The organism is Thiobacillus sp. (assembly GCF_013693775.1).
Lineage (GTDB): Bacteria > Pseudomonadota > Gammaproteobacteria > Burkholderiales > Thiobacillaceae > Thiobacillus.
On sequence record NZ_CP059257.1, the window covers coordinates 2,133,574 to 2,155,996 of the forward strand.

The following is a 22,423-nucleotide window of genomic DNA, read 5'->3' on the forward strand; positions in this document are numbered from 1 at the left end:
AAACGTTTGATTAGTTCTTCATTTAGCCAGCCAGGCCAGCGCGCCCACGACCATGGCTTCGATGCCTGTCTGCAGGGTTGGATGGATGACGGGAGCAAAAANAGGACTGTGATTGACTGGCAGGTCGTTGATCCGTCCCGCTGCCTTGGCTTTTGCATAGATGTCGGGATCGGTCCCACCGACAAACCAGTATACCGATGGCGTATTCCATTCACTCCCGAAGCAACCGAAGTCCTCGCTCGCCGGCGCGGGCCCGGTGTGCCGGACGCGGTCAGGCGGGAAATGGCGGCGTAGGGCCTCCGCAATACGGTCGCTTGCCTGCCTGTCGTTGACGTTGAGTGGATAGCGATCCAACGAGGTGATCTCCGGCGCTCGCGGCGCGCCGGAAGCTTGCGCTTCAGCGTTGACGATCCGTTCGATCGCTGCAAGCACATGCTTGCGTACCCCTTCATCGAACGTCCGGATGTTCAGCTTGATGATGGCCTCGTCCGGAATCACATTCTCCTTGGTACCCGCCTGCAACACCCCGACGGTTACCACTGCGGCGTCGGTGGCGGCCACTTCTCGGGAAACGATGGTTTGCAGTCGCAGGACGATCGCTGCGGCCATGACGATCGGATCGATGCTGGCCTGCGGCATCGAGCCATGCGCACCGCGTCCGAACAGGCGAATTTGCAGACTATCGGCGGCGGAGGTGATCGGCCCGGCGCTGCCTGCGACAGTGCCTGCAGGGCCAACCATGACATGCTGGCCGAGCACGACATCAGGCTTGGGAAAGCGTGTGAATAGGCCATCGTCAATCATGGCCCGTGCACCTTGCGCCGTCTCTTCACCTGGCTGGAAGACCACCATCAGCGTACCGCGCCAGGTCTCGCGCCGTTGCGAGAATAGCGAAGCTGCACCCACCAGCCATGCCACGTGCATGTCGTGGCCGCAGGCATGCGCCACCGGAACGGAATTTCCCGCGGCATCCGTGGCCATGACGGTGCTCGCATAATCGACGCCGCTCGCTTCTCGGATAGGAAGCGCATCCATGTCGGCACGCAGCATGACCGTGGGGCCTTCCCCGTTGCGCAGCAGGCCGACGACCCNCGTCTTGCCCACGTCAGTGGTCACTTCGTAACCATTGTCCCGGAGATGTTTCGCTGCAAGACCCGCCGTGCGGTTCTCCTGCATCGACAGTTCCGGATGCGCATGGACATCCTTGTAAAGTGCTTCGAGCTCAGGCAGCAGGCTGGGAAGATTCCCAAGGAGGGTGCTTGAAGGATCAGATAACGTCGTATTCATAAGTCACCTCCGGCACATTATTGTTTGGTATAGCATCCGTTCGCCGTGATAAGGGACTGTTAAACCGTCTTCTGAGTTCCATTCGTGTCTAGGCAAGCAGAGGTTGTTTGAGGTCGCCATAGCTGACCTAGGTGGTGCAGTGCGCTTCCGGCGGATCCGGCCGATAATCAGCCAGCCGAGACGATCACACTGCACGACCGCCCCCGCCAAAAGGCGCCGCCAAGATCATCAGTGCGGCGCTCGTGGGCTCAAAAATGGGACGCCGCAGCGTCCCATTTGATCTCAGCGTCCGATCTCGGCAAGCCGGCGATCAGTTGACCTTGGGGTCGAGTTCGCCCTTGTCGTAGCGCTTCTGCATTTCTTCCAGATTGAAGACTTTCTTGATCTTGCTGGCTTGGCCGGCGGCGCCGAAGGCTTCGTAGCGGGCCTTGCAGATCTCGCTCATGCCCTTGGTGGCTTCCTTGAGGAACTTGCGCGGGTCGAAGTTGGACTTGTTCTCGGCCAAGTGCTTGCGGATCGCGCCAGTGGAGGCCATGCGCAGGTCGGTGTCGATGTTGACCTTGCGCACGCCGTTCTTGATGCCTTCGACGATTTCGCTGACCGGCACGCCGTAGGTCTGACCCATGTCGCCGCCGTAGCTGTTGATGATGGCGAGCCAGTCTTCCGGCACCGAGGAGGAGCCGTGCATCACCAGGTGGACGTTCGGGATGCGGGCATGGATTTCCTTGACGCGGTCGATGCGCAGCACCTTGCCGGTGGGCTTCTGGGTGAACTTGTAGGCGCCGTGCGAGGTACCGATGGCGATGGCCAGGGCGTCGACCTTGGTCTTGGACACGAAGTCGGCGGCCTCGTCGGGATCGGTCAGCAGGGCGGAATGATCCAGCACACCTTCGGCGCCGTGGCCGTCTTCCTCGCCGGCCTTGCCGGTCTCGAGCGAGCCCAGGCAGCCCAGTTCGCCTTCAACCGACACGCCGCAGGCATGTGCCAGTTCGGACACCTTGGCGGTGGTGGCGACGTTGTATTCGTAGGTGGACGGGGTCTTGCCGTCGGTACCGAGCGAGCCGTCCATCATGACCGAGCTGAAGCCGGACTGGATGGAGCGGAAGCAGATGGCGGGCGACGCACCGTGATCCTGGTGCATGCAGATGGGAATCTGCGGATACATTTCGATCGCGGCCAGGATCAGGTGGCGCAGGAAGGGCTCGCCGGCATAGGAACGGGCGCCGGCGGAACCTTGCAGGATCACCGGCGAATCCACGGCGGCGGCGGCCTGCATGATGGCATGGACCTGTTCCATGTTGTTGACGTTGAACGCAGGCAGGCCATAGCCGTTTTCGGCGGCATGGTCGAGCAATTGACGAAGGGAAATCAGGGCCATTTACAGTCTCCTAGGTTAAAAATGTGCAGCAAGCTGTTTTCAAAATCAGGATTTTTTCGATCCGCCCACGCGGACGATTTTCATGGTGTTGGTGCCGCCCGACTGGCCGATGGGTTCACCGATGGTCAGCAGGATCAGGTCGCCGTCACGTACCGCGCCACGCCGCCGCAACTCTTCCTCGGCTTCGGCCAGCAAGGCATCGCGCTCCTTGCTGGCGGTTTTCAGGTTAATCGGATAGACGCCGCGGAAAAGAGTGACTTTTCTACGGGTTTCGACCTGCGGTGTCAAGGCATAGATCGGCACCCGGGTGGACAGACGGCTCATCCATAGACAGGTGTTGCCCGACTCGGTCAGGGCGGCGATCGCCTTGATGTTGAGGTGAACCGACGTGAACACCGCCGACATCGCGATCGCCTCGTCGGCGCGCAGGAAGCTTTTGCTCAGGCGGTCGTTGGAAAAGCCGGGCTCGGCTTCCTTTTCGGCTTCCAGGCAGACGCGGTCCATCGCCTGGATCGCCTCGACCGGGAACTGGCCCGCCGCCGTTTCCGCCGACAACATCACCGCGTCGGTGCCGTCGAGCACGGCGTTGGCGACGTCGGACACTTCGGCACGGGTCGGGATCGGGCTCGAGATCATTGACTCCATCATCTGGGTCGCGGTGATGACGACCTTGTTGCGCTCGATCGCCATGCGGATCATGCGCTTCTGCAGCGCCGGCACGGCCGCGTCACCGACTTCCACGCCGAGGTCGCCGCGCGCGACCATGATGGCGTCGGACGCCTCGAGGATGTCTTCCAGATGCTCGATCGCTTCGGTGCGCTCGATCTTGGCGACGAGCTGGCTCTTGCCGCCAGCCGCGCGAAGCAGTTCGCGCGCCTGGCGCATGTCGGCACCGGAACGCGGGAACGACACCGCCAGGTAATCCGCTTTCAGGGCGGCGGCAGTCTTGATGTCCTCGATGTCCTTCTCGGTCAGCGCCGAGGCCGACAATCCGCCGCCCTTGCGGTTGATGCCCTTGTTGTTCGACAGCACGCCGCCCTGCACCACCTTGCAGATGATCTCCGCGCCCTGGACGTCCTCGACCCAGAACTCGATGCGGCCGTCGTCCAGCAGCAGGGTCACGCCCCGCTTCACGTCATTCGGCAATTCCTTGTAGTCGAGGCCGACGCGGGTCTGGTCGCCTAGCGCGCAGGCGGCATCGAGGATGAAGGTATCGCCCTTGGCCAGCGTGATCTTGCTGTCCTTGAACTTGCCGATGCGGATTTTCGGGCCTTGCAGGTCGACCAGCACGCCAACCGCGCGGCCGCGCGTGCGCGCCAGCGAGCGCACCAGTTCGGCGCGATCGATATGGTCTTGTGCAGCACCGTGTGAAAAGTTGAGACGCACCACGTCCAGGCCGGCCTCCATCATGCGATCCAGCGTTTTGGGATCGGAGCAGGCGGGGCCGAGGGTGGCGACGATTTTGGTTCTGCGAATCATATTGGGGTGAGCGGTGTGCAGTGAGTAGCAAACGGTATAAAAACAAAAACGGTGAGCGGAAACCGCTCACCGTTTGCCGTTTGTACCTTAGCCTTGCGCGCGTTCCTCCAGGATCGCCACAGCAGGCAGGACCTTGCCTTCCAGGTATTCGAGGAAGGCGCCGCCGGCGGTAGAAATGTAGCTCACCTTGTCGTAGATGTCGTACTTCTGGATCGCGGCGATGGTGTCGCCGCCGCCGGCCAGGGTGAAGGCATTGGTGTTGGCGATCGCCATGGCGATGGTCTTGGTGCCTTCGCCGAACTGGTCGAACTCGAACACGCCGACCGGGCCGTTCCACACCACGGTGCCGGCCTTCATGATGATGTCGGCGAGCTGCTGGGCGCTCTTCGGGCCGATGTCGAAAATCATGTCGTCGTCGGCGACGCNGCCGGCGTCCTTCAGCACGGCGGGTTCGTTGGCGTCGAATTTCTTGCCGCACACCACGTCGACGGCGATGGGGATGGTCGCGCCACGGGCGGTCATCTTCTCGATCAGCGCCTGCGCGGTGGGGACCAGGTCGTCCTCGCACAGCGATTTGCCAACGTTGTGGCCGGTGGCCTTGAGGAAGGTGTTGGCGATGCCGCCACCGACCACCAGCTGCTCGCATTTCTCGGCCAGCGCTTCCAGCACTGTCAGCTTGGTCGAGACCTTGGAGCCGCCGACGATGGCGACCATCGGACGCGCCGGGTTGGCCAGTGCCTTGTCGAGCGCCTCGAGCTCCTCGGTCAGCAGGATGCCGGCTGCAGCGGTCGGCGCGAACTTGGCGATGCCGTGTGTCGAGGCTTCGGCGCGGTGCGCGGTGCCGAAGGCGTCCATCACGAACACGTCGCACAGCGCAGCGTATTTCTTGGCGGTCTCGTCGACGTTCTTCTTCTCGCCCTTGTTGACGCGGCAGTTTTCCAGCACCACCAGCTCGCCGTCGGCGACGCNGAAGCCGCCGTCGGTCCATTCGCGGATCAGGCGCACGTTCTTGCCGAGCTTCTGCGCGATCACGTCGACCACCGGCTTCAGCGAATCCTCTTCCTTGAACTCGCCTTCGGTCGGGCGGCCGAGGTGGGAAGTGACCATCACCTTGGCGCCGGCCTTGAGGCAGTGCTCGATGGTGCGCATCGACGCGGTGATGCGGGCGTCGGAGGTGACCTTGCCGTCTTTGACCGGAACGTTCATGTCGGCGCGGATGAAGACGCGCTTGCCTGCCAGATCGAGATCGGTGACGCGGATGAATGCCATGGTTTGTTTCTCCTGAAAATTAAGCGGTAAGGGTTGGGCAGCGTACCACCCAGGCCTTACAGCTCAGTCGGGTGAGCAGTGAGCGGCAAGCCGAGAGCGGAACAAAGCCGCTCACTGCTCACCGCTCACCGTTTACCGAATTACTTCGCGACATGCTGCACGAAGCGCAGCATGTTGCAGGTGTAGCCGTACTCGTTGTCGTACCAGGACACGACTTTGACGAAGGTGTCGTCCAAAGCGATACCGGCTTCGGCGTCGAAGATCGAGGAGAAGCCATTGCCACGGAAGTCGGTCGAAACGACCTTCTCATCGGTGTAGCCCAACGTCTTGCTGATGTCGCCGGACTGCGAGGCCTTCTTCATCGCAGCGCAGATGTCGGCGTACTTGGCCGGCTTTTCCAGCTCGACGGTCAGGTCAACGACCGACACGTCGGAGGTGGGAACGCGGAACGCCATACCGGTCAGCTTGCCCTTCAGTTCCGGCAGCACCACGCCGACGGCCTTGGCGGCGCCAGTCGACGACGGGATGATGTTTTCCAGGATGCCGCGGCCGCCGCGCCAGTNCCTGGACGACGGACCGTCGACGGTTTTCTGGGTGGCGGTGGCGGCGTGCACGGTGCTCATCAGGCCGCGCTTGATGCCCCAGTTGTCGTTCAGCACCTTGGCGATAGGCGCCAGGCAGTTGGTGGTGCACGATGCGGCGGAGACGATGGCCTCGCCGGCATACTTCTCGTGGTTCACGCCGTACACGAACATCGGGGTGTCGTCCTTGGACGGGGCCGATTGAACGACTTTCTTGGCGCCTGCATCGATGTGCTTCTGGCAGGTTTCCTTGGTCAGGAAGAAGCCGGTGCACTCGATCACGATGTCGGCGCCCACTTCGTTCCATTTCAGGTTGCTCGGCTCGCGCTCGGCGGTCAGGCGGATCTTCTTGCCGTTGACGATGAGGTTGTTGCCTTCAACGGCGATGTCGCCCTTGAAGTTGCCGTGCACGGAATCGTACTTCAGCATGTAGGCCAGGTACTCGGGATCGAGCAGGTCGTTGATCGCGACCACTTCGATGTCCTTGAAATCCTTGGCGATTGCGCGGAAAGCCATGCGGCCGATGCGGCCAAAACCGTTGATACCAACTTTGATTGCCATGTGTCAGTCTCCAGTGAGTTGAAAATCTTGTTGTGGTGAGGCGCGGGGCGAGGGGTGCGGGGCGGGTCAACGCCCCTCACCCCTCGCGCCCCACACCTCACGGTTTACAGAACGCCCTTGACCGCGGCCGCGACGGCCTCGGCCGTGATGCCGAACTCCTTGAACAGCGCCGGGGCCGGAGCGGATTCGCCGAAGCGGTCGATGCCGATGACGGCGCCTTCCAGACCGACGTACTTGCGCCAGTAGTCGGTGACGCCGGCTTCCACGGCGACGCGCGGCAGGCCCTTGGGCAGCACGCTGGCCTTGTAGGCCGCATCCTGCTTGTCGAAGGTGTTAGTCGACGGCATGGAGACCACGCGCACCGCGATGCCTTCGGCAGCCAGGGCTTCCTGCGCCTTCACCGCCAGTTCGACTTCGGAGCCGGTGGCGATGATCACGGCCTTGGCGCCTGCGGCATCCTTCAACACGTAGCCGCCCTTGGCGATGTTGGCGATGGTCGCATCGTCACGCTTCATGAACGGCAGGTTCTGGCGGCTGAGGATGTGGCAGGTCGGGCCGTCGGTACGCTCGACCGACGCAGCCCAGCCCACCATGGTCTCGACGGTGTCACACGGACGCCAGACGTCGATGTTGGGGATCATGCGCAGGGTGGCGGTCTGCTCCACCGGCTGGTGGGTCGGGCCGTCCTCGCCAAGGCCGATGGAGTCGTGCGTGAACACGTGGATCACGCGCTGCTTCATCAGCGCGGCCATGCGGATGGCGTTGCGCGAGTATTCCGAGAACATCAGGAAGGTGCCGCCGAAGGGCAGCAGGCCGCCGTGCAGCGCCATGCCGTTCATGATCGCGGCCATGCCGAATTCACGCACGCCGTAGCTGATGTAGTTGCCGGGGTTGCCGTGGCGCACCGGGTGGCAGCCTTCCCAGTTGGTCAGGTTGGAACCGGTGAGGTCAGCCGAGCCGCCGAGGAACTCGGGCAGCGCGGGCGCCAGCGCGTTGATCGCGATCTGGCTGGCCTTGCGGGTGGCGACGGTCTCGCCCTTGGCGTTGATCGCGGCCAGCTTCTCAGCGACGTGCGCCTTCCAGTTGGCGGGCAGGTCGCCCTTCATGCGGCGCTCGAATTCGGCGGCTTCCGCGGGGAAGGCCTTCTTGTACTCGGCGAACTTGTTGTTCCACAGCGTTTCGAGCCCCTGGCCCTTGGTCTTGGCATCCCAGCCGGCGTAGATGTCGGCAGGAATCTCGAACGCGGGGTGGTTCCAGCCCATGTTCTTGCGGGTGGCCTCGACTTCGTCGTGGCCCAGCGCGGCGCCGTGCACGTCGTGGGTGCCGGCCTTGTTGGGCGAGCCCTTGCCGATGACGGTCTTGCAGCAGATCAGGGTGGGCTTGTCGGTGCTGGCCTTGGCCTTCTGGATTGCGGCCTCGAGGGCGACCACGTCATGGCCGTCGACGTTCGGCACCACGTTCCAGCCATAGGCTTCGAAGCGCTTGGCGGTGTCGTCGGTATACCAGTTCTCGATATGGCCGTCGATGGAGATGCCGTTGTCGTCCCAGAAGGCGACCAGCTTGTTCAGTTTCCAGGTGCCGGCCAGCGCACAGGCTTCGTGCGAGATGCCTTCCATCATGCAGCCGTCGCCCATGAACACGTAGGTGTGGTGGTCGACGATGGTGTGGCCGGGCTTGTTGAATTCGGCGGCGAGGATCTTTTCCGCCATCGCCATGCCGACGGCATTGGTGATGCCCTGGCCGAGCGGGCCGGTCGTGGTTTCAATACCGGNGGCGTAGCCATACTCGGGGTGGCCCGGGGTCTTGGAATGCAGCTGGCGGAACTGCTTGAGGTCGTCCATCGACAGGTCGTAGCCGGTCAGGTGCAGCAAGGCATAGATCAGCATCGAGCCGTGGCCGTTCGACAGCACGAAGCGGTCGCGGTCTGCCCACTTGGGGTTGGTGGGGTTGTGGCGCATGTGGTGGTTCCACAGCGTTTCAGCGATTTCCGCCATGCCCATGGGGGCGCCGGGGTGGCCGGATTTGGCTTTTTCGACGGCATCCATCGCAAGCGCACGGATGGCATTGGCCAGGTCATTACGGGTTGGCATTGCGTTCCCTTCTGCTAAGTAAAAACGGTCGCATCCCCACCCGGGTAAGCCGCGCACAGACAGCTTGGGCAGAATATGCAAAAACCTTGATTATCCGTCAGCAGGGCAGGCTTCCGCAAGCCAAGCCCAAACCGAACAAAACAGGTGACGCGACAAGGACTTAAGCCGACAAGCTCAAGCCATGACTCATAAATGAGACCCTAAAATCTTTTATTTGCCCGATGCGACGGCTTATGCGCCTGCCGCCTTCAACCAGTCGCGCCACAACTCGAACAGTTCGGGGCTGGCCGAGGCGACGACGGAGCGCTCCCACACATTGGCGATATCGAAGCTGCCTGACAGGCTGGCCAGCCGCCCGCCAGCCTCCTCCAGAATCAGGGCGCCGGCGGCGTAATCCCATAATTTCTGCCCGCCATGGACATAGATGTCGAAACGGCCGGCAGCCGTATAGCACCAATCCAGGGTGGACGCGCCGAAATTGCGTTGCGAGGCATAGGGCGGCCACGATGCCAGGCGACCGGCCAGTTCGCGGTCGATGCGCTTCATCTCGACGCCGGCGAGCGCGCGTCGCAACTCCGTGGCAGGCGCCCGCAGGGGCAACGGGGTCCCGTTGAGATGGGCACCGCGCCCGCGTTCGGCGCTGAACATCTCGTCGGCTACCGGGTCGTACACCACGCCCAATTGGCGCTCACCCTTGTAGAGATAGGCCACCGACACGGCGAAATAGGGCACCCCGGCGACGAAGTTGGACGTGCCGTCGATCGGATCGACACACCACAATCCGTCGCGGCCGGCCTCCCAGGCGTCGTGCTGCTGCCGTTCGGTCATCTCCTCGCCCAGCACCGGCACGTTGCGAATCCTGGGCAGCGTCTCTTCCAGCGCAGCCTGGGTTGCCGCATCGGCCTCGGTAAAGAGGTTGCCGTCGAGCTTGTGGCTATGCGTCACCTTGAGGAAGCGCGGCGTTACTTCACGCCGCGCCACCTCGCGGACCAGTGTCTTGACCTGTTCAAGCATGGTCAGATCCGCACGCAATAACAGTAGACAAATTCCTGCTCCCTGCCCGTCGGCGTGTGATGGATTTCGGTTTCGTGGCCCAACAGACGGAATGGCGCACCGAATTCGGCATGCAGCGAGTCGGGGGCATACCGCACCACGTCCAGCCCAGAACATTGCAGCGGCCCGCCGGGGCCGAATGCGGCCACGATGACATGACCGCCCGGTTTTACGCTGGCCAGCACCTGCGCCACATAGCGCGCACGATCCGCGGGATCGGTCAGGAAATGAAACACGGCCCGGTCGTGCCAGACGTCGTAGCGTGCCGCCGGCAATTCGGCCCGGGTGATATCCGCGACGACCCACTGCACCGATTTCGCACGCGCGCCAAGCCGCGTGCGGCTGGCTTCCAGCGCCGACTCGGCAAGGTCGAGCACGGTCAGGTTGCGGTAGCCGGCATCGAGCAGATCATCCACCAGGACCGACGCGCCGCCGCCGACGTCGATGATGTGCGCGTCCTTGCCTGCGTTGTTCTCGATCAAACGCAGCGATGACGCGGCATGCGGCTGGAACCAGCCGACCTGGTCCGCCGCCTTGCCGCGATACACGTTTTCCCAGTGCTGCCGACGATCGGCCATGTCACGCATCCTTCCACTTGATCGAGCAGCCCATGCTGGGAATCTGCTCTGCAGGCCCATGCTGGGTCGCCGCGATGACCTTCATCGCCTCGAACAGATCGCGCCGCACGCCTTCGGGCGCGGTCTCCTTGCGCGATTCGTCGAAGCGGCCGCGATACTGCAGTTCGAAATTGCGGTTGAAGCCGAAAAATCGGGGTGCATACGGCCCCATAGGCTTTGCCACGTCCTGGGTCTCGTCGATCACATAAGGGAACGTAAAGCCGAATTCGGCAGCCACTTTTTCATGTTGTCGAACGAGTCCTCGGCATACTCGGTCGGATCGTTCGACATGATGGCGATGGCATGGATGCCATGCGCCTTGAGCTCGGCCAGATCGCGCACCAGACGTGGACGGATCGCCTTCACATACGGGCAATGGTTGCAGATGAACATCACCAGCAAGCCGTTTGGGCCCATCGCCTCGCTCAGTGTCCACATCCTGCCGTCGACGCCGGGCAAACTGAAACCGGGGGCCTTCCAGCCAAAGTCGCATACCGGGGTGGTGAGGGAAACCATGACGTGCTCCGTAAAAACGCTGGACAACGTCGGCATAATACCAAGATGTCACCGCCACGCTTCTACCTTGACCAGCCGCTTGCACCAGGCGCCCGTTTCAACCTGCCGGCCGGCCCTGCACGCCATGCCGTGCGCGCGCTCCGGCTGGCGGTAGACGACGCCATCACCCTGTTCAACGGCCATGGCGGCGAATATGCCGCGCGCATCGAACGCATCCAGAAGGACGAGGTGGCCGTCAGCGTCACCGGCTTTGCCGATGTCGAGCGCGAATCGCGCTTGCGCGTGATGCTGGCGCAGGGCATCTCGAGCGGCGAGCGCATGGACTACACGTTGCAGAAGGCGGTCGAGCTGGGCGTGGCGGCAATCCAGCCGATCGCCGCCAAACGCAGCGTGGTCAAGCTGGCGGGCGAACGCGCCGACAAACGGGTGGCGCACTGGCAAGGCGTCGTGGCGAGCGCCTGCGAACAGTGCGGTCGCAACCGGGTGCCCGTCGTGGCGTCGCCGATGGCGCTGGCCAACTGGTTGGGACAGCATGAGGCCGGGCGCCTGCTGTTCTTGTCCCCGACGGCCGAGGCGCGACTGGCCGACCTGCCATCATCGACCGCCCTGGACTGGCTGGTGGTCGGTCCGGANGGGGGCTTTGAGGCCGATGAAATCGCTGCACTGCATACAGCAGGCGCCGTTCCGGTCCGACTGGGGCCGCGCGTGCTGCGTACCGAGACGGCGGCGTTGGCCGCACTGGCGGCGATGCAAACGCTATGGGGTGATTTTTAAGGGCATGAAAAACCGGGCTTGTGCCCGGTTTTTTCATTTCGCGGCGATCAGGGACGAATGTAGCTGTACCCTTCCTTTTCACGCTCCACGATTTCCACCACGCCGCCAGGCACGATGTCGACCTTGGCATTCATGTCTTCCTTGGTGAGCTTCTTCGCCTTCATGGTATTCCCGCACGCAGCCACTTTCACACCGGAATCGACCGCTTCACTCACGCGATTGGCCACTTCGGAATCAGCCGTCAGCATGCCGATGCCCGGTCCGTAAGCCACGACTTCAATGATGGCCTGCCCCTTCGTGGCCGCCTGGAAGTTCTTGACGTTATTCAGCGCCAGGTTCCAGGTGGCCGGGTTCGAATCGCTGACCTGGATCACAACCTTGGTCTTGCCGTCATCGGCGCCTGCCGCAGCGGTACCCGGCAGTGCCAGGGCACCCATCATCACCGCGCCGCCCAGCAAAGCGCCCATCAACTTATTCATCTGCTTCATTGTTGTCTCCTTCAAAATTATTTTAAACAGGAAATGCCGCCATGCCCAGTTATGACGCCAAGCCTAACCGATTTATTCCATTTATTTCATGCAGAAAAGTCGGCGCCCTCCAGTTTCGCAGGGTTTTCTGTATCCTTCGCCCTAAAGACTTCCCGTTCTAGGCCATGTCATTGAAAGACACTACCCATTTCGTCCACTGGTTCCGCTCGGCCGCGCCGTACATTCACGGTTTTCGCGGCAAGACCTTCGTCATTGCGTTTGGCGGAGAACTGGTGGCGGACGGNGGCTTCGTGCAGTTGGCGCACGACGTCAACCTGCTGAACAGTCTGGGCGTGCGGCTGGTTCTGGTACACGGCGTACGGCCGCAGGTCGAGGCGCGCCTGACCGAGAACGGCACCGCAATCCGCTATGTGAGCGGCCTGCGCGTCACCGACGACGCAGCGCTGGCCTGCGTCAAGGAAGCCGCCGGCACGGTACGGGTCGAGATCGAAGCCCTGCTGTCGCTGGGGCTCGCCAACACGCCGATGGCGGGTGCCGACATCCGGGTGGCCTCGGGCAACTTCGTCACGGCCAAGCCCATCGGCGTCATCGAAGGCGAGGACCTGCTGCACACCGGGGAAGTCCGCAAGATCGATGCCGCCGCCATACGCAGGCGGCTGGACCAGCACGACATCGTGCTGCTTTCGCCCATCGGCTACTCGCCGACCGGCGAAATCTTCAACCTCAGCCTGGAGGACGTGGCCACCCAGGCTGCGGTCGAACTGGCGGCCGACAAGCTGATTTTCCTGATGGACACCGAAGGCGTGCCGGGCAAGGGCCGTACGATCCACAACGCCCTCACCGTCAACGAGGCACGGCAGGTACTCGAACAGGCAGGACACGGCAAGACCCGCAAATTGCCCGAGGACGTGACCTACTATCTGCCCTGTACGATCACCGCCTGCACGCAGGGCGTGAAGCGCGCCCACCTCATCAGCCGCCACCGCGATGGGGCGCTGTTGTCCGAATTGTTCACCCGCGAGGGCGTCGGCACCCTCATTACGCCGGCGCCGCTGGAAACCCTGCGCGCCGCCACCATCGACGATGTCGGGGGCATCCTCGGCCTGATCGAACCGCTCGAGCGCGACGGCATTCTGGTACGGCGCTCGCGCGAACTGCTGGAAATGGAAGTCGAGCGCTTTCTGGTGCTCGAATCCGACGGCGTCATCGCCGGCTGCGTGGCGCTGTATCCCTTCCCGGAAGAACAGGCGGCCGAGCTCGCCTGCCTGGCCGTTTCAAGCGAATATCGCGGACGCGGCTTCGGCAATCTGCTGCTGGCCGAAGCCGANAAAAGAGGAAAGAAGGCAGGATTCAAGCAACTGTTCGTGCTGACCACGCGTACCGAACACTGGTTCGAGGAGCGCGGCTTCGTCGACAGCAGTCCGGATCATCTGCCCCGTAGCAAGCAGGCTTTATATAACTACAAGCGGAGATCCAAGGTTCTGCAAAAAACTGTAAACGAGGAAAGCACGCTTGCACCGAATTCTCCAGCGGTCGGGTATACCCCGCCTTTGCGCCCATGCCCTCGCGCACGTCACCTCCCCACACCAGCCGGACCGGGCCGCGCACGCGTCGCCGCGCGTTCGTCCCGCACGGCGACGTCTCCCGGTCTGGGTACCGTGGCTCAGATCTGTCGTTCTGTCGGGGGCGCTTGCCCTCGTACTGATTGCCGATGCCCATCCTGAAACCGATACGGATACGCCGCTCATATTTGGTGTCTTCCCCAACATGACGGCCAAGCAGACCCTCGACATCTACCAGCCGCTGGCCAAGGCGATGGAAAAGCACTTGCGGCGGCGAGTCGCCGTTTATAGCGCGCGCGACTTCAAGACTTTTGTCGAACGTACCCGGCAGGGTGACTATGACATCCTGCTCACCGCCCCGCACCTGGCCTGGCTGGCTCGACAGGATGCCGGCTATCGGCCGCTGCTGAAGTATGCCCAGCCCACGCGCGGCCTGCTGGTCGTCAAGAATAGCGGGCCTTACCGGGTGGCGGAGGACTTGCGCGACCAAAACATCGCCACTCCCGATTCCATAGCCGTGGCAGCCCTGGCCGTGCAGGCCGACCTGGCCGCACTCGGGCTTCGGCGCAATATCGATTACCAGACCATGGATTACGGCTCCCACCTCAATGCCGTGATGCAGGTCATCAATGGACGCACGGCGGCAGCCATGCTGGGCTTGCATCCCTACCGGCTGCTGCCCGCCGATATCCGCGAACAATTGCGTATCGTCGTGGAGACTGCCCCGCTTTCAAGCCTGATGTATCTGACGCATCCCCGTCTGCGCGACCAGGAAGCAAACGCAATCCGCCGGGCATTGCTCGATTTCGCCACCACCCCGGAAGGAAAGGTGTTTTTACAGCACGGCGGGTATGGGGGATTCGTCTCCGTGGACGGCAATGAATTGCGTGCTTTCCGCCCCTATGCCCTGCAGGCGGAGAAAATGATGCAGGTGGCGCATTGAGGGCTTGGTTCGGACGGCTCTCGTTGCGCTACAAGCTCACCCTCGCCGCGTTNGGGGTGGAAGCGCTGATGCTGGCGTTCCTGATCATCAACGGTGTCCACCTCACCAGCGAGGAATTGCAGAAACAGGCCGAGAATCGGGCCCAAGACATNGGGAAAACCCTGGTTGCCGCCCTGCTGGCCCCGNNCTCGCAGCAGGATGACGCCAGTGTGCGCGACATCGTCGAAACCCTGCAGCGTGAAGGCGGCCTGAAAATGATCGAGGTGCGCGACAGCAACCGGCGCATCGTGCATCAAGCCGGGACCGAAAGTACCGATGCCGATTTCCGCCTGACCCTGCCGATCGAGTATGCCGGCCAGCGTTATGGCGAAATCGCCCTGGTCCTGTCGGGCGACTTCATCCAGCACGCGCGCAACCGTTACCTCCGGCAGAGCCTGTTCATTGCAGCCGCGGCTTTGCTGCTGACTGGCATTCTGCTGGCCCTGTCGGTCGGCGGCGTGATCCGCCGCTTCGATGCGTTGACCCGCGCCAGCAAGCGCATGGCCCAGGGCGATCTGGACGTGAAACTGACCGGCGCCGGCGAAGACGAGATCGGACAACTGATCGACACCTTCAATCGCATGGCCGAATCCGTGCGCTTCAACGTCGACCGTGCACGCGAAAACGAAGCGCGCTTTCACGCCATCGCCGATTACACCCACGATCTCGAATTCTGGCTGTCGCCCGAGGGCAAGCTTCTGTGGGTGAATCCCTCGGTCGAGCGCATGCTCGGCCATAGTGTCGGCGAATGCATGGGACAGATGAACTTCCCGGCCGACATCATCCATCCGGAAGACCGCACCGCCGCCGAGTTTCAGTTGCGCCATGCCTTGCGCGGCACGTCCGGCCAAGGCTATGCCTTGCGCATCTGCCGCAAGGACGGCGGCCATTTCTGGGCGGCGGTGAACTGGCAACCGATCCATGACTACAGCGGCGTGTACCAGGGCATCCGCGCCAGCATCCACAGCATCGACGACCTCAAGGCAACCGAGGCCAACCTGCGCCAGGCCATCAACGAACTGCGTGCGGCGGAAAGTCTGCAAAGCCGTTATCTGGAAGAGACCGAACAGGAACGTGCCCGCCTGGTATCGCTGCTGTCGGCGATGAATCTCGGCATTCTCTTCGTTGCCGCCGACGGCCGGGTGATCTATCACAATCCCGCGTTCACCCGCATGTGGATGATCGATGAGGAGATCCATCTGATCGGCCTGCCAGTACACGAGGTGCTGGCCAAATCCACCTCGATGCTGGCGCGTCCCGATCATTTCTCCAAGCATCTGCTGTCGGTGCTGGAAACGCGCGAACTCTCCGACAGCTACGAAATCCAGATGACCGACGGACGCGTCATCACCGAGCTCGATTACCCTGTACGCGACCGCGAAAACCGCTTCATCGGCCATCTGTGGATTTACGAGGATGTCACCCGCGAACGCCAGACGGCCGAACAACTGGTGTATCTGGCCGAACGCGATGCCCTGACCGGACTCTACAACCGCCACCGCTTCCAGCAGGAGTTGGCACGCACCATGCTGGACAGCGACCGCCACCAGACACAATGCGCGGTCATGTTCTTCGATCTCGACGAATTCAAGACCATCAACGACAGTTATGGCCATCGCGCCGGCGATGCGCTGCTGATCCGGGTGGCCAGCGAAATCAGCACACTGGTGCGGCGCAATGAAGTCCTGGCACGTCTGGGCGGCGACGAATTCGCCATCCTGCTGCCGTCGGTGCACGGCAATGAAGCCGAAGTGCTGGCCGACCGCGTGGTGCGGGCGATCGCACAGATCCCTTTCCGCTTCGAAGGACAGAACCTGCGGCTCACCACCAGTCTCGGCATCGCCTACTATCCCGGGCAGGCCGCCGATGCCGACGACCTGGTCGCGCGCGCCGACATCGCCATGTACCAGGCCAAGGATGCCGGCAAGAACACCTGGCGCGTCTTCCGCGCGGACACCGAGGCCGACACCGAAATGCGCACCCGCCTGTCGTGGGGCGAGCGCATCAGCAACGCCCTCGACAAGGGCCTGTTCCAGCTGCATTTCCAAGGCGTATACCGGGCGGAAGACGGCACCTTGTCCCACCTGGAAGCGCTCATCCGCATGACCGACGAGCGCAACCCCGGCCAGCTCATCATGCCGGGGCATTTCATCCAGCTGGCCGAGAAAAGCGGGCGCATCCTCGACATCGACCGCTGGGTGATCCACGAAATCGTGCGCCGGCTGGCGGAGAATCCGGCGATTCCATCGATTGCGCTCAACCTGTCCGGGCGCTCGCTGTCCGAGCCCGGCCTGCCGCAATACATCGGCGACGAACTGCGCCAGGCCGGCGTCAATCCCAGCCGCCTGATCGTCGAGATCACCGAGACCGCAGCCGTGTCCGACCTGCACGATGCGCAGCGCATGATCGAGGCCTTGCGCCAGCTCGGCTGCGGCGTCTGCCTCGACGATTTCGGCGTCGGTTTCGCCTCCTTCGCCTACCTCAAGCACCTGCACGTCGACACCATCAAGATCGACGGCATTTTCATCCGCGATCTGCCCAGCGATCCCGACAACCAGGTGTTCGTCCAGGCCATGGTCAGTGTCGCGCTCGGCCTCGGCAAGTCCGTCGTCGCGGAATATGTCGAGGATGGCCCGACGCTTGCCCTGCTGCGCCAGTTCGGCGTCGACCTGGTGCAGGGCTATTTTCTCGACCGGCCGATTCTCGACCACCCGGCGCTGCACGTCTCCACCTAGCCGCGTCCGACAGGCGGCAGACCGTCCGCCATGATCACGCAGGCGGAATGTTAAAATGTCCGGCTTTGCGTCCCAGGATTTCCGCCGTGCTCACCGCTTCCAGCATCACCCTGCAATTCGCCTCCAAGCCACTGTTCGAGAACGTCAACGTCAAGTTCGGCGACGGCAACCGCTATGGCCTGATCGGCGCCAACGGCTGCGGCAAGTCGACCTTCATGAAAATTCTTGCCGGCGAACTGGAGCCAACCGCCGGCAACGTCTCGCTCGATCCGGGCGAACGCATGGCCTGGTTGCGCCAGGACCAGTTCGGCTACGAGGACCAGCGCGTACTCGACGTGGTGATGCAGGGCCACGCCGAGATGTGGCGGGTGATGCAGGAAAAGGACGCCATTTATATGAACCCGGAGGCGAGCGAGGAGGACTACCTGCACGCCGCCGAACTGGAGGCCAGGTTCGGCGAGATGGGCGGTTACGATGCCGAGGCGCGCGCCGGACAGCTGCTGCTTGGCGTGGGCATCCCCATCGAACAGCACAATGGTCCGATGAGCGAGATTGCGCCAGGCTTCAAGCTGCGCGTGCTGCTGACGCAGGCACTGTTCTCCAACCCGGACATCCTGCTGCTCGACGAACCGACCAACAACCTCGACATCAACACCATCCGCTGGCTGGAAAACGTGCTGAACGAGAGCAACGCCACTATCGTCGTCATCTCGCACGACCGCCACTTCCTGAACCAGGTCTGTACCCACATGGCCGACCTCGATTTCGGCACCATCAAGGTCTATCCGGGCAACTACGACGACTACATGCTGGCGTCCACCCAGGCCAAGGAGCGCCAGGCCGCGGCCAACGCCAAGGCCAAGGACAAGGTGGCCGAACTGCAGGAATTCGTGCGCCGCTTCTCGGCCAACAAGTCGAAGGCGCGGCAGGCCACCAGCCGCATGAAGATGATCGACAAGATCAAGATCGAGGATTTCAAGCCGTCCTCGCGCCAGAACCCCTACATCCGCTTCGAGCCGGAAAAGCTGCTCCACCGCCGCGCGCTCGAGGTCGAGAACCTCAAGTTCGGCTATGACGGCACCCCGCTGTTTGCCAACATGAACTTCTCGCTGGAAGCCGGCGANAAAATGGCCGTCATCGGCGGCAACGGCGTCGGCAAATCGACGCTGATGAAACTGCTGATGAACGAACTGACGCCGCAATTCGGCGAAGTGAAATGGAGCGAGAACGCCAGCATCGGCTACTTCTCGCAGGACCACGTCAGCGATTTCGACATGGACCTGAACCTCACCGACTGGATGCACCAGTGGACCCAGCCGGGCGACGACGAGCAGGTGCTGCGCGGCATCCTCGGCCGCCTGCTGTTCTCCGGCGACGACGTCAAGAAATCGGTACGCGTGCTGTCCGGCGGCGAAAAGGGGCGCATGCTGTATGGCAAGCTGATGCTCGGCCGCCACAACGTGCTGGTAATGGACGAGCCGACCAACCACATGGACATGGAATCGATCGAGTCGCTCAACCTTGCGCTCGACCTGTTCAAGGGCACCCTGATCTTCGTCTCGCACGACCGCCAGTTCGTCTCCAGCCTCGCCACCCGCATCCTCGAAATCACGCCTGAAGGCGTCGAGTTCTACATGGGTACCTACGACGAATACCTGCATTCGAAGGGCCTCGAGTGAGCGAAGCCGTCGTCATCGGTCTCGGCCAGCTCGGTCGCGTATTCGCCGGCGGGCTGCTGCGCGCCGGCCGTACCGTGGTTCCGGTCAATCGCGGCGACGACATGGCAGCGTTGGCGCAACGCCATCCTGCGCCGGAACTGGTCTTGGTCGCGGTTGGCGAAGCCGACCTGCACACGCTACTGGCAGCACTGCCCGATGCCTGGAAGCCGCGCGCCGCGCTGATCCAGAACGAACTGCTGCCGCGCGACTGGGAAGCCCACGGCTACGTCGACCCCACGGTGATCTCGGTCTGGTTCGAGAAGAAGAAGGGCACCGACGCCAAGCCACTGATCGCCTCGCCGGTGGCAGGCCCCGGCGCCGTCCTGCTATGCCAGGCGCTGACCGCCATCGATTTGCCGTGCCGTGAAGTCGCCCCGGGAAACGAACTGCTGTTCGAACTGGTGCGCAAGAACGTCTACATCCTCACCACCAATATCGCCGGTTTGAAAACCGGCGGCACGGTTTCGCAGCTTTGGGCGCAGCACGAAGCCTTCGCGCGTCAGGTGGCGGACGAGGTGATGGACATTCAGGATGCACTGACTGGCGTCGTGCACGACCGCAACGCGCTGATCGCCGGCATGCTCGAGGCTTTCGACGGCGATCCCGACCATGGCTGCACCGGCCGGTCGGCGCCGGCGCGGCTGGTGCGCGCGCTGCAGCACGCCGACGCATTCGGGCTGGGCGTCCCCACCCTGCGATCCCTGGCGGGCTGATCCTTCCTGGATGGGCCTCTGCCGCCCCGGTCAGACTGGGTGGCCCTCGGGCTTCTCCTTGTCGCCACCATACACGCCCGCATGGTCGAACGGCACCCAGTTGGGCGAGCGGTCGGTCTTGAGCCGGCCGTGGATGCGATAAGGGACGCCCGCCTTCAAGGATTCCGGCGACAGGCTCTCGATCTGCCGGATCAGATCCTTCGATTGCGTGGTGGCATCGATCCGCAGCAATGTGCTGGAGGTCGCCGCAATCCGGGTCGAGGTCTGCGACAAGCCGCTGGCGAACGGTTGCCCGTTCACCTCCAGTTCGAAATCCAGCGCCTCGATCGTCAGGTCGAAATCGTTCGGGTTACTCACGCGCAATCCCACATCGAAACGCTGTTCGAAGAAACCGAGACGTTTGACCGCCACATCCGCCACGCTCACCTTCGGTGCGACCGCATTGAAAGGCAGGCCGGAACAGGCGGCCAGACCGAGTGCGAGAACCAGGATGAACAGACGCTGCAGCATGGAAAAGCCTATCGAATCTGCGCCAGCAACTGGGCGGCCATGTGCGCGGCCTGCGTTGCATAGCCGCCGCCGAACAGATTGGCATGGTTGAGAATATGGTAGAGATTGTAGAGCGTTTTACGCACGGCGTAGCCTGCGTCGAGCGGCCACGCCTCGCGGTAGGCCGCGTAAAAATCCGGCGCAAAACCGCCGAACAGTTCGCTCATCGCCAGGTCGCATTCACGGTCGCCGAAATACACCGCCGGATCGAAGATCACGGGCGTTCCATCGGCCAGATAGGCATGGTTGCCGCCCCACAAGTCACCGTGCAGCAGCGAAGGGCCGGGCGCGTAGCTGTCGAAGAATGCATCGAGATGGGCAAGCAGGGATTCTCCGTCCCGCTGTAACGCACCGCCGTAGCCATTTTCGGCTGCACGCTGCAACTGGAACCCGAGCCGCTGCGTGCGCCAGAAGCCGATCCAGTCGTCGTGCCAGGCATTCGGCTGCGGCGTGGCGCCGATCCAGTTGTTACGCGTCCAGCCGAATTGTGCGGCGCTGACACGGTGTTGTTGCGCGAGCTGCCGCCCCAGTTGCACGGCGTCGCCCCGCGCGCCCAAGGGCAGATAGCCGAGTACCAGATACGCCTGCCCTGCAGCCAGGCCATGACAGATCACCTGCGGGACCCGAACGGCGTTCGCGGAAGCCAGTTCGGCGAGCCCGGCCGCTTCGGTTTCGAACATCGCGAGCTGGGCAGCAGGCTGGATCTTGACGAACACGCTGCGCATCCCGTCGCTGAGCCTGAAGGCCTGGCTGATGTCTCCACCATGCACGGCCTGTGCGCCGGATACCGCGAATGGCAATCCCGTGGCGTGGCCGATGGCCGCGGCGAGTTCATGGTGGAAGGCGTTCATGACTCAAGCAAGGGCTGGACACGGATGGTGAGCGCCGCATGGGCGGCCCGCAGGGCATGTTCGGCTTCCTGCGGCGTGGCAGCCCGGCTGAAGATGAAGCCGAGATAGCTCGCACCCGCGGGCGGCGGCGCCACCAGCTGACCGGCCTGGGCGGTGATTTCGATGCCGCTGACATGCGGTACGTCGCGCGCCGCGTCGAGGCTGTCGACGCCCTGCAGGATACCGCTCGCTGGCACGGGGATCATCATCACGCCGGCCGCCGCCTTTCCTGCCTGCGCCGGTAGCGGCAGGCCCGCTGCATGGCGCAGCACGATTTCGGCCGACGTCATGCCCAACGTTGCGTCCAACACGCGTCCGCATAACCCGCCGATGCCGCGCGGCGCGATCTCGAGCAGCCACACGCCCGCGTCGTTGATGCGGGCTTCGGCATGGATCATGCCCTCGGTCACGCCGCTCGCCATACAGGCGCGCTGCACGGCGGCGGCCAGCTCGGCCTGCGTGGCAGCGGGCAGGCGCGAAGGCGTGACGAACAGCGTTTCCTCGAAGTAAGGCCCGTCGAGCGGATCGGGTTTGTCGAACACGGCAAGAACCTGCAGCGCGCCGTGGACCAGCACGCCGTCGAGTGCGACTTCGGCACCCGCGATGAAGCGCTCGACCAGCAGGCCAGCGCCGGCGTCGCGCTGGGCACGCGCCTGGATGCGCCGAACCTGTCCGAGCGTGCGTCTGAGTTGATCGGCATCGTCCACCCGGATCACGCCGCGGCTGGCGTTCAATCGGCGCGCTTTCACCACCAGCGGAAAACCCAGCGCAAGCGCGGCACCCACGTCATCGTCGCGGACCTCGACAAAGGCAGGGCAAGGCAATCCAATCGTCTGCAGCTGCCGGCGAAAACGCAGCTTGTCGGTCAAGGTCGCCACGGCCTCGGGCGGATTGCCGGGCAGCTGGAGTGCCACGCGCAGCTGCGCTGCCAGCGCCGCGCCGTGATCGTCCACAGCCAACACTGCATCGACGGTCTGCGTCAAGGCGCGCAAAACCTGGGGCAAGGCGATGTCGGGCTGATCAAAAGGCACGCTCATCAGCGGCGGCAGGCCCCAACCCGGCGCAAGCCGATGGCAATAGTCGGCACAGGCGACGAGTTCGATGTTCAGCCGCCTGGCAGCGACGATGAAGTCCTGGTTGGCATAACCCGCGGCGGGGAGCAGCAACAGGAGACGCGGCAT

Annotated in this window: 17 protein-coding genes and 2 pseudogenes; 6 read left to right on the forward strand and 13 right to left on the reverse strand. The window is 63.2% G+C overall.

What is annotated here, in order from left to right:
* Positions 1-18: 18 nt before the first annotated feature.
* The 9 genes and pseudogenes from HZY77_RS10535 to HZY77_RS10575 all read right to left on the reverse strand — a co-directional run bounded on the left by HZY77_RS10535 (position 19) and on the right by HZY77_RS10575 (position 10,831).
* Positions 19-1,287, reverse strand: a complete 1,269-nt coding sequence (locus HZY77_RS10535) for a M20 family metallopeptidase (RefSeq protein WP_296814429.1) — start codon at positions 1,285-1,287, stop codon at positions 19-21.
* Between the two features lie 310 nt (positions 1,288-1,597).
* Complete coding sequence (gene fba, locus HZY77_RS10540; RefSeq protein WP_296635175.1) at positions 1,598-2,665, reverse strand: class II fructose-bisphosphate aldolase; 1,068 nt, start codon at positions 2,663-2,665, stop codon at positions 1,598-1,600.
* Positions 2,666-2,710: 45 nt separating this feature from the next.
* The gene (gene pyk, locus HZY77_RS10545) at positions 2,711-4,144 is read right to left on the reverse strand and encodes a pyruvate kinase (RefSeq protein WP_296635174.1); all 1,434 of its coding nucleotides are present in this window, start codon (positions 4,142-4,144) and stop codon (positions 2,711-2,713) included.
* Positions 4,145-4,231: 87 nt separating this feature from the next.
* Positions 4,232-5,413, reverse strand: coding sequence for a phosphoglycerate kinase (locus HZY77_RS10550; protein WP_296814433.1), 1,182 nt, complete (start codon positions 5,411-5,413; stop codon positions 4,232-4,234).
* 140 nt (positions 5,414-5,553) lie between these two features.
* Positions 5,554-6,555 carry a type I glyceraldehyde-3-phosphate dehydrogenase gene (gap, locus tag HZY77_RS10555; protein WP_296814437.1) on the reverse strand — a complete coding sequence of 334 codons (1,002 nt, stop codon included), beginning with the start codon at positions 6,553-6,555 and terminating at the stop codon, positions 5,554-5,556.
* A 104-nt stretch (positions 6,556-6,659) separates the two neighbouring features.
* Positions 6,660-8,645: a transketolase gene (gene tkt, locus HZY77_RS10560; RefSeq protein ID WP_296814439.1), complete on the reverse strand. Its 1,986-nt coding sequence runs from the start codon at positions 8,643-8,645 to the stop codon at positions 6,660-6,662.
* Between the two features lie 231 nt (positions 8,646-8,876).
* The gene (locus tag HZY77_RS10565; protein WP_296814441.1) at positions 8,877-9,659 is read right to left on the reverse strand and encodes an inositol monophosphatase family protein; all 783 of its coding nucleotides are present in this window, start codon (positions 9,657-9,659) and stop codon (positions 8,877-8,879) included.
* Between the two features lie 2 nt (positions 9,660-9,661).
* A complete protein-coding gene (locus HZY77_RS10570) occupies positions 9,662-10,276 on the reverse strand; it encodes a class I SAM-dependent methyltransferase (RefSeq protein ID WP_296814443.1) in 615 nt (204 codons plus the stop codon).
* 1 nt (position 10,277) lies between these two features.
* Positions 10,278-10,831 (reverse strand): annotated as a pseudogene (locus HZY77_RS10575) (thioredoxin family protein).
* Between the two features lie 45 nt (positions 10,832-10,876).
* Here HZY77_RS10575 and HZY77_RS10580 point away from each other — a divergent pair.
* Entirely contained in the window at positions 10,877-11,605 is a 729-nt protein-coding gene (locus tag HZY77_RS10580; RefSeq protein ID WP_296814446.1) for a 16S rRNA (uracil(1498)-N(3))-methyltransferase, read from the forward strand.
* Positions 11,606-11,652: 47 nt separating this feature from the next.
* Here HZY77_RS10580 and HZY77_RS10585 read toward each other — a convergent pair whose 3' ends face one another.
* Positions 11,653-12,093, reverse strand: coding sequence for a DsrE family protein (locus HZY77_RS10585; protein ID WP_296768355.1), 441 nt, complete (start codon positions 12,091-12,093; stop codon positions 11,653-11,655).
* 170 nt (positions 12,094-12,263) lie between these two features.
* On the opposite strand from HZY77_RS10585, the pseudogene argA reads away from it, so the two are divergent.
* The 5 genes and pseudogenes from argA to HZY77_RS10610 all read left to right on the forward strand — a co-directional run.
* Positions 12,264-13,589: pseudogene (gene argA, locus HZY77_RS10590) on the forward strand (amino-acid N-acetyltransferase); the annotation flags it as partial.
* A gap of 271 nt (positions 13,590-13,860) precedes the next feature.
* Complete coding sequence (locus HZY77_RS10595; RefSeq protein ID WP_296814449.1) at positions 13,861-14,598, forward strand: phosphate/phosphite/phosphonate ABC transporter substrate-binding protein; 738 nt, start codon at positions 13,861-13,863, stop codon at positions 14,596-14,598.
* A complete protein-coding gene (locus tag HZY77_RS10600) occupies positions 14,595-17,372 on the forward strand; it encodes an EAL domain-containing protein (protein WP_296814452.1) in 2,778 nt (925 codons plus the stop codon). Before HZY77_RS10595 ends, HZY77_RS10600 begins: the two co-directional genes overlap by 4 nt.
* Before the next feature lie 86 nt (positions 17,373-17,458).
* Positions 17,459-19,051 (forward strand): ABC-F family ATPase, encoded by a 1,593-nt coding sequence (locus HZY77_RS10605; RefSeq protein ID WP_296814454.1) that lies wholly within the window; start codon positions 17,459-17,461, stop codon positions 19,049-19,051.
* Positions 19,048-19,803 (forward strand): hypothetical protein, encoded by a 756-nt coding sequence (locus HZY77_RS10610; protein WP_296814457.1) that lies wholly within the window; start codon positions 19,048-19,050, stop codon positions 19,801-19,803. Before HZY77_RS10605 ends, HZY77_RS10610 begins: the two co-directional genes overlap by 4 nt.
* A gap of 30 nt (positions 19,804-19,833) precedes the next feature.
* Here the strand turns inward: HZY77_RS10610 and HZY77_RS10615 are convergent, their stop codons facing one another.
* Genes HZY77_RS10615 through HZY77_RS10625 form a run of 3 tightly spaced genes read right to left on the reverse strand, consistent with a single transcriptional unit; the run spans position 19,834 to position 22,423 of the window.
* Positions 19,834-20,313 carry an LEA type 2 family protein gene (locus HZY77_RS10615; protein WP_296814459.1) on the reverse strand — a complete coding sequence of 160 codons (480 nt, stop codon included), beginning with the start codon at positions 20,311-20,313 and terminating at the stop codon, positions 19,834-19,836.
* An 8-nt stretch (positions 20,314-20,321) separates the two neighbouring features.
* Entirely contained in the window at positions 20,322-21,203 is an 882-nt protein-coding gene (locus tag HZY77_RS10620; RefSeq protein ID WP_296814461.1) for a fructosamine kinase family protein, read from the reverse strand.
* Positions 21,200-22,423 (reverse strand): ATP-grasp domain-containing protein, encoded by a 1,224-nt coding sequence (locus tag HZY77_RS10625; RefSeq protein ID WP_296814465.1) that lies wholly within the window; start codon positions 22,421-22,423, stop codon positions 21,200-21,202. Before HZY77_RS10625 ends, HZY77_RS10620 begins: the two co-directional genes overlap by 4 nt.